The organism is Micromonospora sp. NPDC004540 (genome assembly GCF_040610095.1).
In the GTDB taxonomy this organism is placed as follows: domain Bacteria; phylum Actinomycetota; class Actinomycetes; order Mycobacteriales; family Micromonosporaceae; genus Micromonospora.
Window position 1 is genome coordinate 70,962 of record NZ_JBEXLR010000003.1, and the last position, 15,035, is coordinate 85,996.

General features: G+C 74.0%; 14 protein-coding genes. 6 read left to right on the forward strand and 8 right to left on the reverse strand.

The window, feature by feature from the left end; translation table 11 throughout:
* Positions 1 to 13: 13 nt before the first annotated feature.
* On the reverse strand, positions 14 to 952 hold the full coding sequence (locus ABZV78_RS01925; protein WP_355634894.1) for a hypothetical protein: 939 nt from the start codon (positions 950 to 952) through the stop codon (positions 14 to 16).
* A gap of 75 nt (positions 953 to 1,027) precedes the next feature.
* Positions 1,028 to 1,525, reverse strand: a complete 498-nt coding sequence (locus ABZV78_RS01930; protein ID WP_355634895.1) for a 4'-phosphopantetheinyl transferase superfamily protein — start codon at positions 1,523 to 1,525, stop codon at positions 1,028 to 1,030.
* A gap of 116 nt (positions 1,526 to 1,641) precedes the next feature.
* Here ABZV78_RS01930 and ABZV78_RS01935 point away from each other — a divergent pair, with 116 nt between their 5' ends.
* The gene (locus tag ABZV78_RS01935; RefSeq protein ID WP_355634896.1) at positions 1,642 to 1,911 is read left to right on the forward strand and encodes a hypothetical protein; all 270 of its coding nucleotides are present in this window, start codon (positions 1,642 to 1,644) and stop codon (positions 1,909 to 1,911) included.
* A 54-nt stretch (positions 1,912 to 1,965) separates the two neighbouring features.
* On the opposite strand, the gene ABZV78_RS01940 is transcribed toward ABZV78_RS01935, so the two are convergent.
* The 3 genes from ABZV78_RS01940 to ABZV78_RS01950 form a co-directional block, all read right to left on the reverse strand.
* A complete protein-coding gene (locus ABZV78_RS01940; RefSeq protein WP_355634897.1) occupies positions 1,966 to 2,721 on the reverse strand; it encodes a peptidase in 756 nt (251 codons plus the stop codon).
* Between the two features lie 2 nt (positions 2,722 to 2,723).
* Complete coding sequence (locus ABZV78_RS01945) at positions 2,724 to 4,004, reverse strand: VWA domain-containing protein (protein ID WP_355634898.1); 1,281 nt, start codon at positions 4,002 to 4,004, stop codon at positions 2,724 to 2,726.
* Between the two features lie 386 nt (positions 4,005 to 4,390).
* Positions 4,391 to 6,082, reverse strand: coding sequence for a phospholipid carrier-dependent glycosyltransferase (locus ABZV78_RS01950; protein ID WP_355634899.1), 1,692 nt, complete (start codon positions 6,080 to 6,082; stop codon positions 4,391 to 4,393).
* Positions 6,083 to 6,165: 83 nt separating this feature from the next.
* Between ABZV78_RS01950 and rsmI the strand changes: the two genes are divergently transcribed.
* Positions 6,166 to 7,014, forward strand: coding sequence for a 16S rRNA (cytidine(1402)-2'-O)-methyltransferase (gene rsmI / locus ABZV78_RS01955; protein ID WP_355634900.1), 849 nt, complete (start codon positions 6,166 to 6,168; stop codon positions 7,012 to 7,014).
* 6 nt (positions 7,015 to 7,020) lie between these two features.
* Here rsmI and ABZV78_RS01960 read toward each other — a convergent pair whose 3' ends face one another.
* Positions 7,021 to 7,881, reverse strand: coding sequence for a hypothetical protein (locus tag ABZV78_RS01960; protein WP_355634901.1), 861 nt, complete (start codon positions 7,879 to 7,881; stop codon positions 7,021 to 7,023).
* 138 nt (positions 7,882 to 8,019) lie between these two features.
* On the opposite strand from ABZV78_RS01960, the gene metG reads away from it, so the two are divergent.
* Entirely contained in the window at positions 8,020 to 9,822 is a 1,803-nt protein-coding gene (metG, locus tag ABZV78_RS01965) for a methionine--tRNA ligase (protein WP_355634902.1), read from the forward strand.
* Between the two features lie 58 nt (positions 9,823 to 9,880).
* On the opposite strand, the gene ABZV78_RS01970 is transcribed toward metG, so the two are convergent.
* Together ABZV78_RS01970 and ABZV78_RS01975 are read right to left on the reverse strand one after the other, a co-directional pair.
* On the reverse strand, positions 9,881 to 10,732 hold the full coding sequence (locus ABZV78_RS01970) for an alpha/beta hydrolase (protein ID WP_355634903.1): 852 nt from the start codon (positions 10,730 to 10,732) through the stop codon (positions 9,881 to 9,883).
* Between the two features lie 58 nt (positions 10,733 to 10,790).
* Positions 10,791 to 12,029 (reverse strand): hypothetical protein, encoded by a 1,239-nt coding sequence (locus ABZV78_RS01975; RefSeq protein ID WP_355634904.1) that lies wholly within the window; start codon positions 12,027 to 12,029, stop codon positions 10,791 to 10,793.
* A gap of 82 nt (positions 12,030 to 12,111) precedes the next feature.
* Between ABZV78_RS01975 and ABZV78_RS01980 the strand changes: the two genes are divergently transcribed.
* The 3 genes from ABZV78_RS01980 to ABZV78_RS01990 all read left to right on the forward strand — a co-directional run bounded on the left by ABZV78_RS01980 (position 12,112) and on the right by ABZV78_RS01990 (position 14,991).
* A complete protein-coding gene (locus ABZV78_RS01980; protein WP_355634905.1) occupies positions 12,112 to 13,071 on the forward strand; it encodes a TatD family hydrolase in 960 nt (319 codons plus the stop codon).
* A 13-nt stretch (positions 13,072 to 13,084) separates the two neighbouring features.
* A complete protein-coding gene (gene rsmA / locus ABZV78_RS01985) occupies positions 13,085 to 13,954 on the forward strand; it encodes a 16S rRNA (adenine(1518)-N(6)/adenine(1519)-N(6))-dimethyltransferase RsmA (protein ID WP_355634906.1) in 870 nt (289 codons plus the stop codon).
* Between the two features lie 83 nt (positions 13,955 to 14,037).
* Positions 14,038 to 14,991 (forward strand): 4-(cytidine 5'-diphospho)-2-C-methyl-D-erythritol kinase, encoded by a 954-nt coding sequence (locus ABZV78_RS01990; protein WP_355634907.1) that lies wholly within the window; start codon positions 14,038 to 14,040, stop codon positions 14,989 to 14,991.
* Positions 14,992 to 15,035 lie beyond the last annotated feature (44 nt).

Consider the following 15,035-nt stretch of genomic DNA (forward strand, 5'->3'; position numbering starts at 1 on the left):
GCCGCGCGCGTCGTTACGGCTTCCAGGAGCCCGCGGTACGCAGGTGATGCTGGTATTCCAGCGTGCCGCTCTTGTCCTTGACGTCGAAGATGAGCTGGCCGATGCGCTTGCTGCCGCTGGGCAGGTTGTTGCCCGAGCCCATCAGCTTTCCGCAGCCGGAGAAGGCGCCGCCGACGCCACTCTCCTCGCTGCCGTCAGAGCCGACCCACTTGAAGAAGAACGGGTTGATCGAGCCGGTGCCCTTGGTGACCTCGGCGGTCACGTCGGCGATCAGGTACATGCCGTTCTTCGGCCCTGGCATGTATTCCTGGCAGGCCTTGTCCTTGGTCCGGAAGTTGCTGACCGTGATCTCGACGGTGCCGTCGTCGTCGTTGAGGATCAGCGTGTCACCGGACGCCATGTTGAAGGTCTCGCCGTCGGTGCGACCCGGCTCCGGCGTGGCCGAGGTGCCGCCGGTCGGGCTGTCGTCGACCGGGTTGCCGTAGGTGACCCCTGGCGTGGGCAGGTTGTCGATCGCGTCCTGGGTCTTCTTCGCCCCGCTGTAGATGGCGAAGATGCCGCCGCCGCAGCACAGCAGCAGCATGACCGCCACGACGATGCCGACGGTGATCCAGACGTTCTTGTTGGACTTCTTGGCCGGCGGGCCGAACTGTCCCGGCGCGGGCGGGTACGGCCCGGCGGGCGGGTACGCCTCACCCGGCGGCGGGTACTGCCCGGGCGGCGGGGGGAACGCCGCCCCCGCGGCCGGCGGGTACGGCGGCTGCGGCGCACCCGGGTACGGCGCGGAGGTCGGCGGCTGCGGCGGGTACGGGGCACCCGAGGTCGGCGGCTGCGGCGCGTACGGGCTGCCGGACACCGGCGGCATCGGCGCGGTGGGGAACGCCTGGGTCGGCGGTTCCTGAGGCTGCTGGTTCGGGTCCTGCGGTCCGAACGGAGGCTGAGGGTGGCTCACCGTACTCCTTGGGCACCTTCGAGATCGTCAGTCGGCACGACCGTACAAGCCGCCGGCAACGCGACCGTCAGGCCCTCACCGGGCTACCAGAACGGCGGCGGTACGCACCAGGTCGGCGTCCAGCGCGAACCGACCGCCTATCGACGGCGGCGGATCGGTGACCGGGGCGGCGGCGAGCCGGGCCGGCGCGATCCACGAGGTGAACGTGCCCGCCTCAGGATCGAGGACGACCCGGGCGTCGGAGAAGTCCAGCCAGGTCCCGACGAGCGGGTGCCAGACCTTGTAGACGGTCTCCTTGACGCTGAACAGCACGGTCGGCCAGGCCACCCCGCCGGGCAGCCGGGCCAGGTCCGCCTCCTCCTCGAGCAGGCAGACCTTCCGGCGTACGCCGGGGGTGAGGTCCCGGTGGCGCTCGGCGTCCAGGCCCACCGCGCGGACCTCGGCGGCGCGGGCGGCGGCGGCCGCGCAGTAGTCCCGGGTGTGGCAGGCCCGCTCGGCCGGGAGCAGCGCGCCGGTCCAGTCCGCGGCGCCGGCCACCGCCACGGCGACCTGGGGCGGCAGAAGGTCCCGCATGACGGGGAAACGTACCGCAACCATGTAACGCCGGAGCGTTTCGGGACGCTGTTCGATCGTTCCGGGGAGGCACCATCCGTCCACAAGCACGCGTCCACTCACGAGAGGATCGGCCGATGACGCCTGGTGTGAAGGCGTCGGGATCACGTCCCGGCGAGCACTCCCCCGTGACCCCCGACTGGACCTGTGGCTCCTGCGGCGACGACTGGCCCTGCGCGACGAAGCGCCGGCAACTGCTCGACGAGTACCAGGTGGATCGTGCCTCGTTGAGCGTCTATCTCGGCTCCTGCCTGGCCGCCGCCACGCAGGACCTGCGCACCGCCCCGGTCTCCTCGCTCCAGGACCGGTTCATCGGCTGGGTGCCGCGCAACCCGCGTACCTTCTGACGCGCGCTCCCGGTGGCCGCCGCGTCGGGTTCGGGGCGGCCACCGGTCGCGGGCTCAGGGGCGGCGGGGTCGCCGGGTGAGCGCGAAGCCGACCACGCCCGCCACGGCGGCGAGCACGCCGCCCACGCCGGTCCACACCCAGCGTGACCCGGGCTCCGGGAGCCAGCCGGTGAGGCCGCCCTCCTCCTCGGCGACCGGCTCGGGCGCCGGCTCGGCGGTGAGCACGGTGCCGGCCCTGGTGTTCGGCACGAGCGGGGCCTGGAGTTCCCCGTCGTCGCCGGAGCCGCCGCCGTCGGCGTCCGCGCCGACCAGCAGGTCCACCTCGACCGGTAGGCCAAGGTCGGGTTCGGGCAGGTCGGTGACCGAGAGCCGGAGGTAGTAGGTGCCGGGCAGCGGGTCGCCGGACCACGGTTCCGCCCAGGGCCGGACCCGGCGCAGCGTGCAGCCGAGGGCCACGCTGGTCGCGTCCGCCGCCGCGGTCGGGGTCTGCGCGCCGGCCGTGCACGCCTGGCGGCGGCGCAGGCCGTCGAAGACGTCGACGGTCCAGGTGGACGCGCCGGTGTGGGCCTTGGCGAAGGAGACCGTGGCGGTGACCTCGTGGACCTGGCCGGCCTCGGCCCGGAACGACCAGTAGAGGTGGTCGCCGGTCGAGGCGCCCACCCGGACCGGCTGGCCGGGGGTGATGGTGGTGGCGGTCAGGAACGAGGTGCCGGCCTTGGTAACGGTGGCCGCGCCGGGCGACGGGGTGGGCGGGGTGAGGGTCAGCCCGACCGCGGCCAGCGCCGCCGCGGAGTGGATCAGCGTACGCATCCTCAGTTCTCCCTCCAGGTGGCCACCCACCAGCGGGTGAGCAGGCCGGCGACCAGCCCGGTGACCAGCCCGGCCAGGGTGAGCAGGAGCAGCAGCGCCCAGTCTCGGCCGAGGTCCGGCCCGTCCGGTGCGGGGGACGCGGCGACCACGTCCACGGTCAGCTCCACCGGCATGCCCGGGGTGGCCTGGGTGCCGGGGCGCGGCGCGAACGAGTTGCTGACCACCAGGCACACGGTCCGCGCGGGCTGCACCCCGCTCGGGGTCGGGGCCGGGCTGGCCTCCTCGGCAGCCGACCAGCGCAGCCCGGCCGAGACCACGTCGGTACGCCCGCTGCCGGCGTCGACGCCCCGGACGAGTTCCCGCCCGTCCGGGGCGGTGGCGCGGAGCAGCACGCCGTAGTCCGGGTTGACCGGCCGGTCCAGCGCGACGCTCACCGAGGCGCGCAGCTCCTGCCCGAGCCGCACCGGCACCCGGTACCAGCGGTGCTCGGCGAACGCCTCCCGGTCGGTGTAGACGCCGGGGGCGAGCAGCGGCGCGCCGTCGCACGCGGCCGATCCGCCGACCACGGTCGGGGTGGCGGTGTACGTGTCCCGGGCCCGGTCCACCAGTTGCTTGATCCGCCCGGTCAGCTCGTCGGCGCTCTGCGCCGCGGTGTACGTGCCGCCGGTCGCACCGGCGATGCAGAGCAACTGCCGGCGGACCTTCTCGTCCGGGGCCAGGCCGAGCGTGTCGACGACCAGCCGGGTGCCCTGGGCGGCCAGCTCGCGGGCCACCTCACACGGGTCGGGCGGGGCGCAGGTGTCCTCGCCGTCGGTGATCAGCACGATCCGCCGGGCGGTGCTGCCGGTGCCGAGGTCCTGGGCGGCGGAGCGGAGCGCCAGCCCCACCGGGGTGAAGCCGGTCGGGCGCAACGTCGCGACGGCGGCCTTGGCCTGCGTACGGTCCACCGGACCGACCGGCACGATCTGCTGGGTGTCCAGGCAGCCCTGCTTCTTGTCCTTGCCCCGGTAGGTGGCGCCGAGCACCCGGATGCCGAGCTGCGTCTCGTCCGGCAGCGCGTCGACCACCTCGTTGAACGCCTGCTGGGCGACGGAGATCCGGCTGCGCCCGTCGATGTCCCGGGCCCGCATCGAGCCGCTGACGTCCAGGACCAGTTCGACCCTGGGTGGCTCGGCGGCGGGTTCGGCGGACTCGTCGTCGGCCGCGGCGGGTGGCGGACCGATCAGCGCGGTCGTCGCCAGCAGTCCGAGAAGGACGGCCGCCGATCGTCTCTTGTTGATCACCGGGCGAAGTGTAGTGAGATCCACTGTAGAAGATCATCGGGGTCCGACCATCAAGATCGATCGATGCGACAGGTGGCATGATCAGGTGCTGCGTGGCGGCCTGCCCGCGCGACGGCGAATGGTGAGGAATTCGTGATGTTTCCGCAGGGTGACCCACCGTAAGGTGCCCGATGTAAACCTTTTGTGGGGTGGCGCATTCGTCGGAAATCTGACCAGGGCCGACCCGTTGTGCCGCTGCCGCACTGTGGTTAAGCTCTGTCTTGCGCGCCCCAATCGCCCGCTTCCCCCGTGGCAGGCGATCGGGGCGCGCTTTTTCGTGCCTCCGGCTGCCGGGCAGTGACCGGCGCGTGATCGCAACCGATTTCTGCCCCGCCGGGCCCTGCCGGTCAGATCCAGCGACCGTCCAGCCACATCCGGGCGGACCAGTCCGCGTAGGCCATCAGCCGGCCCACGAAGATCGGGTAGAAGTAGCCGAAGCAGAGGGCGACCAGCAGCACGTACGCGCCCGCGATGATCCCGCCCACCAGGCGGCGGTCGGCGGCGTCGTCGGCGCTCGGTGGCGCCGCCGTGCCGGCGGCCGGGGCGGGCGAGACGATCGCGCCGAGCACGTAGACCACCGCCAGCACCAGGAACGGCACCGCCGGCGCGGCGTAGAAGGAGAACATCGTCCGGCCGTCGAGGGCGAACCAGAACCAGGGCAGCAGGCCGGCGGCCACGCTCAGCAGGATCGCCCCGGCCCGCCAGTCGCGCCGGGCCAGCCCGAGCCAGACCGTCGCCGCGAGCGCCGGCAGGAACGACCACCAGAGCAGCGGGGTGCCCAGCAGCAGGATCTCGGAGGCGCAGCTCGGCGCGCCGCAGTTGCCGTCGCCGGACCAGTAGAAGGCGACCGGCCGGCCGAGCAGCAGCCACTGCCACGGCCAGGACTGGTATTTGTGCGGGTCGTCGAGCTGGGTGTGGAAGCCGTACGCGGCCCGGTGGTATTCCCACAGGTTGATCAGCGGCCCGATGACCGGGGTGTCGCTCAGCCCCGGGGTGTTCGGGTAGCGGCTTGCCAGGCGGTAGTAGCCGTCGTCGCTGAGCAGCCAGCCCGACCAGGTGAGCACGTAGGTGACGACCATCAGCACGCCGGCCGCCAGCAGCCAGGGCAGCTCGTCCAGCAGGGCGTCCCGCCACGGGCGGCGGACCCCGGCCGAGCGGCGCACGCCGACCTCCCAGAGGAGCACCAGCAGCGCGAAGGCCGGGACGAAGTAGAGGCCGCTCCACTTCACCGCGCAGGCGCAGCCGAGCAGCACCCCGGCGGCAAGCCGCCACCACGGCCAGTCCCGCCAGGTCGACGGCGGCCGGCCCGCCCGCCCCGGCAGTGACGGGTCGAGCCCCGCCGCCAGCGCCCGGGCCCAGCGCCGCCGCCGGGCGTCCCGGTCGAGCACCAGCGCGCCGAACGCGGCCAGCACGAACAGCAGCAGGAAGATGTCGAGCAGCGCGGTGCGGGAGAGCACGAAGTGGAAGCCGTCCAGGGCGAGCAGCAGCCCGGCGGCGCAGCCCAGCGTGGTGGAGCGGAACATCCGCCGGCCGATCCGCACCAGCAGCAGCACCGACAGGGTGCCGGCGACCGCCGCGGCGAACCGCCAGCCGAACTCGGGAGCGGTGGTGACCAGGTGCCCCGGCACGGAGATCTTGGTCTCCGCGTCCTGGTAGCCGAAGGCCCACTCGCCGAGGCCGATGAGCCACTTGCCCAGCGGCGGGTGCACCACGTACGACGGGCCGTTGTCCTTGTAGTTCCACTCGACGCCACGGTCGATCAGCCCGTACGCGTCGCGGGCGTAGTAGATCTCGTCGAAGATCTTCCCGTTGGGGCCGCTCAGCCCGACGAAGCGCAGGATCGCCGCGATCGCCACCACGACCCCGGTGGCCAGCCAGGCCCGCCCCCGGTCGAGGCGGGCGTCGACGGTCTCGAGCCGGCGCCGGACGACGGCCGGGATCCGGCCACCGCCGCCGCTCGTCGCGGGGCCGGCGGCGTCGGTCGGCTCGTCGGCGGACCCGCCCGCGTTCGCGGTCTGTGCTGTCGACGCACTCGTCACCCGGCGATCGTAGGCTGCGAAGGTGCCCGGTGGCGCCCGTCGTCTCCGAGATTGGTACGGCCGTCGATGAAGGAGCGCACGTCGTGGGTGAAATGTCCGAGGTTGGCCGCCTGGTGCTGCTCGGCGCGCCGCTGGGCAACCCGGCCGACGCCTCCGCCCGCTTCCGCGAGGTGCTCGCCACCGCCGACGTGGTCGCCGCCGAGGACACCCGCCGGCTCACCCGGCTGGCCCGCGACCTGGCGGTCACCGTGCCCGGCCGGATCGTCTCCTACTTCGAGGGCAACGAGGAGCGGCGAACCCCGGAACTGGTTGACGTGCTCGCCGCCGGCTACACCGTCGCCCTGGTCACCGATGGCGGCATGCCCAGCGTCTCCGACCCCGGCTACCGGCTGGTCCGGGCCGCCCTCGACGCCGGTGTCCCGGTCACCGCGGCCCCCGGGCCGAGCGCGGTGACCACCGCCCTGGCGCTGTCCGGGCTGCCCTGCGACCGGTTCTGCTTCGAGGGCTTCCTGCCCCGCACGCCCGGCGGCCGCCGGTCCCGGCTGCGCGCGCTGGCCGCCGAGGAGCGCACCCTGGTGCTCTTCGAGGCGCCGCACCGGATCGCCGGTGCGCTGGCCGACCTGGCCGAGGCGTTCGGCCCGGACCGGCCCGCCGCGCTCTGCCGCGAGCTGACCAAGACGTACGAGGAGGTGGTCCGCCGGCCGCTCGGCGAGTTGGCCGAGTGGGCCGCGGCGGGCGAGCCGCGCGGCGAGATCACCCTGGTGGTGGCCGGGGCGCCACCGGCCGAGGCCGTCCGGCCCGACGACGACACCCTGCGCGCCGCGGTGGCCGCACGGGAGGCGGTCGGGCTGTCCCGGCGCGACGCCATCACCGAGGTCGCCATCGAGTACGGGCTGCGCCGCCGCGAGGTCTACACGGTCGTGCACAGCTGACCGCGGCTACCAGGCCGAGGCCAGGAACCCGGCGGTGATCAGCAGCGGGCCGGCCAGCGCCATGCCCACCGCCCAGCGGCGGTGCCGGGGATCCGGAAGCCGGGTCGCGCCGGTCCACCGGGCGATCGCGGCGGCGCAGCTGGCCACCACCAGCAGCCCGAGCAGCCAGCGCAGGTGCCGCCCGGCACCGGTGTCCGCATAGGCGGTGGCGCCGGCCGGCCCGGTCATCCGGGCGGGCAGCACCGAGCCGGTGGCGTTGCGTTCGGCCGGCACCCCGCTGACCCGGACCCCGTGCGCCAGGAACCGCTGGTCGTCGGCCAGGAAGAGCCCCCGGCAGCGCTGGGTCAGGCCGCCGCCGGTGCAGTCGGTGATCACCGCCGTGCCGCTCGTGGAGTGCCCCACGGCCAGCCAGAACGGCCCGGCGCTCACCCAGGCGAAGAACGCGGCCAGCAGGCTCAGCGACAGCAGCACGGACAGGCCGGTGACCGGATCCGGGGGGCGGGCCGGGTCGCGCCGGGACGCCGACCGGCGGCCCGGCCAGCGGGCGGCCGGGCGGTGCGGCTCCTCAAGCAGCGGGGTGCCGTCCCAGTGCACCTCCTCGATCGGCGCCCAGCCGGTCCCGCCGTCGGCCGGGGCGGACCGCCGGTGCCAGCGCGGCTGCCGGACCGGCACCCGGCGCGGGACGGCGTCCACCGGCGCGCCGGTGGTCGGTTCCACCTCCACAGGTGGGTCCGCCGGGCCCATCCGGGGCTGGGGAGCGACCGACGCGCCGCGCGCCGGGATCGGCCGCGCGGCCTCCCCGGCCGCCGGCGCCGAGGAGGGTCCGCCCTGCCCGGGCGCCACTGGTCTGCTGGTCACGCCGTTCATTTCACACCGGCCGGCCGGACCCACCGGGCAGCTCCGGCCGCGTGTCGGCGACAAATCGGACGTGCAGCCGGGGTCGGCTGGTGGGACGCGCCCTATTGGTTCGCGGGTGCCCCACGGCAATCACTAGGCTTGACGCTCATGAGTCACGTTCTCGCCGCGGTCGCCTGGCCCTACGCCAACGGCCCGCGCCACATCGGCCACGTATCCGGATTCGGCGTTCCCTCCGACGTCTTCGCCCGGTACATGCGGATGGCCGGTCACGACGTGCTCATGGTCTCCGGCACCGACGAGCACGGCACCCCGATCCAGGTGCAGGCCGACGCCGAGGGGGTCACCCCGCGTGAGCTGGCCGACCGGTACAACCGGGTGATCGCCGAGGACCTGCGGGCGCTGGGGCTGTCGTACGACCTGTTCACCCGGACCACCACCCGCAACCACTACGCGGTGGTGCAGGAGTTGTTCGAGGGGTTGTACCGCAACGGCTACATCGTCCCCAAGGTCACCACCGGGGCGATCTCGCCGTCCACCGGCCGCACCCTGCCCGACCGCTACATCGAGGGCACCTGCCCGATCTGCGGCTACGACAGCGCCCGCGGCGACCAGTGCGACAACTGCGGCAACCAGCTCGACCCGATCGACCTGATCAACCCCAAGTCGAAGATCAACGGCGAGACGCCGGAGTTCGTGGAGACCGAGCACTTCTTCCTCGACCTGCCCGCCCTGGCCGACGCGCTGCGGCAGTGGCTGGACGGCCGGGAGGGCTGGCGCCCCAACGTGCTGCGGTTCTCGCGCAACCTGCTCGACGACCTCCAGCCCCGGGCCATCACCCGCGACCTGGAGTGGGGCGTGCCGATCCCGCTCGACGGCTGGCGCGACCGGCCCGACAAGCGGATCTACGTCTGGTTCGACGCGGTCATCGGCTACCTGTCCGCCTCCATCGAGTGGGCCCGCCGCACCGGCGACCCCGAGGCGTGGCGCAGGTGGTGGTCCGCCGACGGCGAGGGCAAGGACGCCCGCGGCTACTACTTCATGGGCAAGGACAACATCGTCTTCCACTCGGTGATCTGGCCGGCGCTGCTCGGCGGCTACTCCGGCGAGGGCGCCCGGGACGGCGAGCCGGGCCGGCTGGGCCGGCTCAACCTGCCCACCGAGGTGGTCTCCAGCGAATACCTGACCATGGAGGGGCGCAAGTTCTCCTCCTCCCGCAAGGTGGTCATCTACGTCCGCGACTTCCTGGAGCGCTACGACGCCGACGCGCTGCGCTACTTCATCGCGGTGGCCGGCCCGGAGAGCAACGACACCGACTTCACCTGGGCCGAGTTCCTCCGCCGCAACAACGACGAGCTGGTCGCCGGCTGGGGCAACCTGGTCAACCGGTCCGTCTCGATGGCAGCGAAGAACTTCGGCGCGATCCCGCCGGTCGACCCGGCCGGGCTCACCGAGGCCGACCGGGCGCTGCTCGACACCGCCCGGGCGGGTTTCGCCATCGTCGGTGACCTGATCGCCCGGCACCGGCAGAAGCAGGCCATCGGCGAGGCCATGAAGGTCGTCGCCGAGGCCAACAGGTACCTGTCCGAGCAGGCGCCCTGGAAGCTCAAGGGCGAGGACGACAAGCCCCGGATGGGCACCATCCTGCACGTCGCCCTCCAGGTGGTCAACGACGCCAACACGTTGCTCACGCCGTTCCTGCCGCACTCCGCGCAGAAGATCCACGAGCTGCTCGGCGGCACCGGGGTGCACGCCCCGATGCCGGTGATCGAGGAGGTCGAGGACCTCGACGGCGGGCCGGCGTACCCGGTGCTGACCGGTGACTACACGGTCGGGGCGCGCTGGGAGTCCGTACCCCTGGAGGTGGGCCGGCCGCTCGCGGCGCCCAAGCCGGTGTTCCGCAAGCTCGACCCGTCGATCGTCGACGAGGAGCTGGCCCGGCTGGCCGGCTGAGCCGACCGACGCACGACCGCGGCCCCGGGTTCTCCCCGGGGCCGTCGTCGTCGGTGGCTCAGGCGCGGGCCATCTGCGGCGCGCCGATGAACTCCATGATCGCCTTGTTGACCTCGGTCGGGTGTGTCCACGGCGTGCCGTGCGGCGCCCCCTTCAGGGTGACCATCTGGCAATTGGACAGCATGTGCTGCAACCGCTGGCCCGTGGCGGGGTACGGCAGCACGTTGTCCTTGTCGCCCTGGATGATCAGCACGGGGATGTTGATGTTCGGCAGGTCGCCCCGGAAGTCCGTGAGCCAGGCGTCGACGGAGTCGTGGCTGCCCTTCGCCGATGCCCGGGCGCCGATCTCCCAGTGCGCCCGGTACGCCTCCTCGCTCACCCATTTGCCCTTGGTCTCGCTGTAGTTGAAGAAAGCGTTGCAGAACTGCGTCAGGTAGGCGAACCGGTCCTGGATGATCGCCGCCTTGAACCCGTCGAACAGGCTCTGGTCGACCCCTTCCGGATTGTCGGACGTCTTCAGCAGGAACGGCGCCAACGGGGCCATCATCACCGCCCGGTCCACCCGGTCCGACCCGTACGCGCCGAGGTAGCGGGTCACCTCGCCGGTGCCCATCGAGTGCCCGATCAGGATCGCGTTGCGCAGGTCCAGCTCGGTCATCAGCACGTCGAGGTCGGCCGCGAACGTGTTGTAGTCGTAGCCGAACGCCGGTTGGGCGGAGTTGCCGAATCCGCGCCGGTCGTACGTGATCACCCGGTAGCCGGCCGCCAGCAGCGGATTGGCCATCTTCTCCCAGGTCGCCCCGTTGAACGGGAAGCCGTGGATCAGGACGATCGGCTGGCCGGAGCCGTGATCCTCGTAGTAGAGGTCGATGGGTGCGGAATTCTCCGTACCGACGGTGACGAAAGGCATGTCGGGCTCTTTCCTCGCGTGCGTGTGGGTCGCCCGCGCTTTCCCGACCCGGCCCCGGTTATGCCGTCGGGTACGGCAGGTCCACCACCCGGTCGTCGGTCAGTTCGGCGCCCGGCGCCCAGGTCTCGTAGACGCCCCGCTCGTGGCACTGCGCCCCGGTCGTGGTCACCGCGTCCGGGTCCGGGTGGCACAGCCGCAGTCGCAGCCAGCCCGCCTCCTCCCGGAGCACCAGGCAGGGCACCCCGCGCCAGGTGGCGTAGCGCAGCCGGCGGGCCGCCGAGTCCACCGGGTAGCGGGCCGCCCGGGTCATGGCCAGCACCCGGAACCCGCCGGGCTGGTCGGCCACCGCCTCGTACTCGGCGCCGCCGTAGCCGCCGACGAGCTGGGTGGAGCGGGGCGCGTCGCCGGTCGGCACGTACTCCTGGTCGGGGGAGAGGCCCGGCACCGCGGCGAGCAGGTGCCGCCACTGCGGGCCGACCATGCGCAGCCAGCCCCGCTGCTCCGCCTGGTAGGTGTAGAGCACCACCTCCACCCCCTCCGCCGGGTAGGCGAGCAGGGTGGCGTTCGCCGGCATCGGCAGGTCGGCGAAGTCGCGGGTGACGAACTCGGGGATGAGCTGGGCGTTGCTCGGCACGAAGCCGGTGCCCAGCACCGGCGGCCCGAGCCGGTCCCGTGGCGGCAGCGCGGTCAGCCCCTGGTGCGCCGGGCCGACCGGCACGTCGTAGTCGGCCGGGTCGGTGGCGCGCCAGCGCAGCGCGTACGCCACGTCGCCGCCCTCGGAGTCGCCGCGCAGCACCGCCATCCCCGCCGGGGTGCGCAGGTGCGCCACGTCGTGTTCCCGGTGGCAGAAGCCGTGCGGCAGCCAGCCCCGCACGTAGCCGGCGAGCTGGCGGGCGGAGAGCACCTTCACCATCCGGGTGCCCGGCCGGATCAGCGCCGAGCCGCGCACCGCCGCGAGGGTCGGGTCCCCGGCCGCGCCCGGCTGCTGACTGAGCTGGTGCAGGTACGCCCAGCCGTGCTCCCGGTGCAGCGGCATCAGCAGCGGCGGGTCGAGGTCCTCGGTCGGCTCGGCCGCCCCGTGCACCGCGCTCACCTCGGTGACGTGCACGAACCGCCGCCACGGGTACGCCACCCCGGGCCGGGGCGCCCACTCGAAGCCGGGCGCCTCCTCGGCGCTGAACAGCTCGTACGCCGCGCCCCGGGCGATCTCCTCCGCCGGGTGGACGCGGCCGTCGTACGTCACGCGCAGCCCGGTCCGCTCGTGGGCGGTGCCGCTGGCCTGGGGAGTGACGGTCACGCCCCGGACCGTAGGCGCGACAGATGTTGTCCACGTGAACAGTCGGTGGCGGTCCGGAAACGCCGGCCGGTGGCGGTGTGTGATGCTGGCCGCGATGAGCGAGCAGACCGAAACCCGCAAGCAGCGCGCGGCCCGAAGGGCCGGCGAGTTCCCGCCCGCCCCGGAGGCGCTGGCGGTGCCCGTGCTGGACAGCCACACCCACCTCGACATCACCGTCAGCGAATACGGCGTGCCCCTGCGAAGCGCGAGGAGCGAGCCGGGGTTGCGAGCCCCGCAGTCGCGAGCGAACAGCGGCTCAGCCGGGCCCGCCGACGACCCGGTGGCGGCCGCGATCGCGGTGGCCGCCGGCGTCGGCGTGGACCGGTTGGTGCAGGTCGGCGTGGACGTCGAGTCGTCCCGGTGGGGCGCCGACGTCGCCGAGCGCTACGCCGCGGTGCTGGCCACCGTGGCGCTGCACCCCAACGAGGCGCCCCGCCTGGCCGACCTGGACGAGGCGCTGCGCGAGATCGAGGCGCTCGCCGGCCGGGACCGGGTCCGGGGCATCGGCGAGACCGGGATGGACTTCTTCCGCACCGGCGACGAGGGGCGGGCCGCGCAGGAGGAGAGCTTCCGGGCGCACATCGCCATCGCCAAGCGGTACGGCAAGGCGCTGGTCATCCACGACCGGGACGCGCACGCCGACGTGCTGCGGATCCTCGACGACGAGGGCGCCCCGGACACCGTGGTGCTGCACTGCTTCTCCGGCGACGCCGACTTCGCCCGCGAGTGCGTCCGCCGTGGTTACCTGCTCAGCTTCGCCGGCACGGTCACCTTCGGCAGCGCCACGGCGCTCCGCGAGGCCGCCGCGGTCACCCCGCCCGGGCAGCTGCTGGTGGAGACCGACGCGCCCTACCTGACCCCGATGCCGCACCGGGGGCGGCCGAACGCCTCGTACCTGATCCCGCTGACCGTGCGGTTCCTGGCCGAGACCACCGGGGCCGACCTCGACGGGCTGTGCGCGGCCATCTCCGCGACCGGCGAACGCGCGTTCGGGCCGTGGTGAAAGGATGCCCGGCGTGACCGGTCTCCTCGGCCCGGCGGAGATCCGGGAACTCGCCGCCCGGCTCGGCGTGACGCCGACCAAGAAGCTCGGCCAGAACTTCGTGCACGACCCGAACACGGTCCGCCGGATCGTCACCACCGCCGGGCTCGCCCCGGACGACGTGGCGCTGGAGGTCGGCCCCGGGCTCGGCTCGCTCACCCTGGCCCTGCTCCCGGTGGCCGCGCACGTGCACGCCGTGGAACTCGACCCCGCCCTGGCCGCCGCGCTGCCGGAGACCGCCGCCCGGTTCGCCGGCCCGGACGCCGCCCGGCTCACCGTGCACCCCGCCGACGCGCTGCGGGTCACCGCCGCCGAGCTGGCCGACCCGGCGCCGACCGCGCTGGTGGCGAACCTGCCGTACAACGTGGCCGTGCCGGTGGTGCTGCACCTGCTCGCCGAGCTGCCCACCCTGCGCCACGGCCTCGTGATGGTGCAGAAGGAGGTCGCCGACCGGCTGGTCGCCGGTCCCGGCTCCAAGGTGTACGGCATCCCGTCGGTCAAGCTCGCCTGGTACGCCCGCTCCCGGGCCGCCGGCAAGGTCCCGCCGAACGTCTTCTGGCCGGTGCCGAACGTCGACTCCGGCCTGGTCGCCTTCACCCGGCGGGAGCCGCCCCGCGCCGACGTACCGCGGGAGGCCGTCTTCGCGGTGGTCGACGCGGCGTTCGCGCAGCGCCGCAAGACCCTGCGCGCCGCCCTCGCGGGCTGGGCCGGTGGCGCGGACCGGGCCGCCGCGGCGCTCACCGCCGCCGGCGTCGACCCCGGCGCACGCGGCGAGTCACTGACCGTGGAGCAGTTCGCCGCCATCGCCGCGTCGGCCCCGGCCGCCCCCGCCGCCGCCCAGTAGGCTGGCGCCGTTGCCGACCCCGCCGAGGAGCTGACCGTGCAGAAGCCGTTCGACATCCGCCTGCGCCCGCGGGACATCGCCCCGTGACCGAGGCCTGGCGACCGGACGACGAGGACGGGCAGCGGCGCGGGGCCAGCGGCCCGGTGAAGGTGCGGGTGCCGGCCAAGGTCAACCTGCACCTCGGGGTGGGCCCGCTGCGCCGGGACGGCTACCACGAGCTGAACACCGTCTACCACGCGATCTCCATCTACGACGAGCTGACCGCCCGCCGGGGCGACACGCTGACCCTCACCATGGAGGGCGAGGGCGCCGGCGAGCTGGCCCTGGACGACTCCAACCTGGTGATCCGGGCCGCCCACGCCCTCGCCGGCTACGCGGGCGTCCTGCCGCACGCCCGGCTGCACCTGCGCAAGCAGATCCCGCTGGCGGGCGGGCTGGCCGGCGGGAGCGCCGACGCGGCCGCCGCGCTGGTCGCCTGCGACGCGCTCTGGGGCACCGGGCTGTCCCGCGACGAACTGGCCGGGATCGCCGCCGACCTCGGCTCCGACGTGCCGTTCCTGATCCACGGCGGCACCGCGCTGGGCACCGGCCGGGGCGAGGCGGTCAGCCCGGTGCTGGCCCGCCCCACCTCCTGGCACTGGGTGGTGGCCGTCGCCGATGGCGGCCTCTCCACCCCGGCCGCCTACCGGGAGCTGGACCGGCTCCGCGACGCCGGCACCGCGGGCGAGCCGCTGGGCAGCACCGACGCGCTGTTCGGCGCGCTGCGCCAGCGCGACCCGCGGGTGCTCGCCGCCACCCTCGGCAACGACCTCCAGGACGCCGCGCTGACCATGCGCCCGTCGCTGGGCGAGACGCTCAAGGCGGGGGAGGCGGCCGGGGCGCTCGCCGGCCTCGTCTCCGGCTCCGGGCCGACCTGTGTCTTCCTCGCCGCCGACGCGGCGCACGCCGGGCGGATCGCCGCCGACCTGGAAGCCGCCGGCGTCTGCCGGGAGGCCCGGGTCGCGCACGGCCCGGTCGCCGGCGCCCGCATCGTCTGAGCCGCCCCCGCCGCCCGGGTGGAACAAATCGGGCGGCGAGGGCG

Bases quoted from the DNA above. Each gene is read 5' to 3' on its own strand.
- ABZV78_RS01930 (WP_355634895.1), bottom strand. From the start codon at position 1,525: ATGCGGGACCTTCTGCCGCCCCAGGTCGCCGTGGCGGTGGCCGGCGCC.
- ABZV78_RS01935 (WP_355634896.1), top strand. From the start codon at position 1,642: ATGACGCCTGGTGTGAAGGCGTCGGGATCACGTCCCGGCGAGCACTCC.
- ABZV78_RS01940 (WP_355634897.1), bottom strand. From the start codon at position 2,721: ATGCGTACGCTGATCCACTCCGCGGCGGCGCTGGCCGCGGTCGGGCTG.
- ABZV78_RS01960 (WP_355634901.1), bottom strand. From the start codon at position 7,881: ATGAACGGCGTGACCAGCAGACCAGTGGCGCCCGGGCAGGGCGGACCC.
- metG (WP_355634902.1), top strand. From the start codon at position 8,020: ATGAGTCACGTTCTCGCCGCGGTCGCCTGGCCCTACGCCAACGGCCCG.
- ABZV78_RS01970 (WP_355634903.1), bottom strand. From the start codon at position 10,732: ATGCCTTTCGTCACCGTCGGTACGGAGAATTCCGCACCCATCGACCTC.
- ABZV78_RS01980 (WP_355634905.1), top strand. From the start codon at position 12,112: ATGCTGGCCGCGATGAGCGAGCAGACCGAAACCCGCAAGCAGCGCGCG.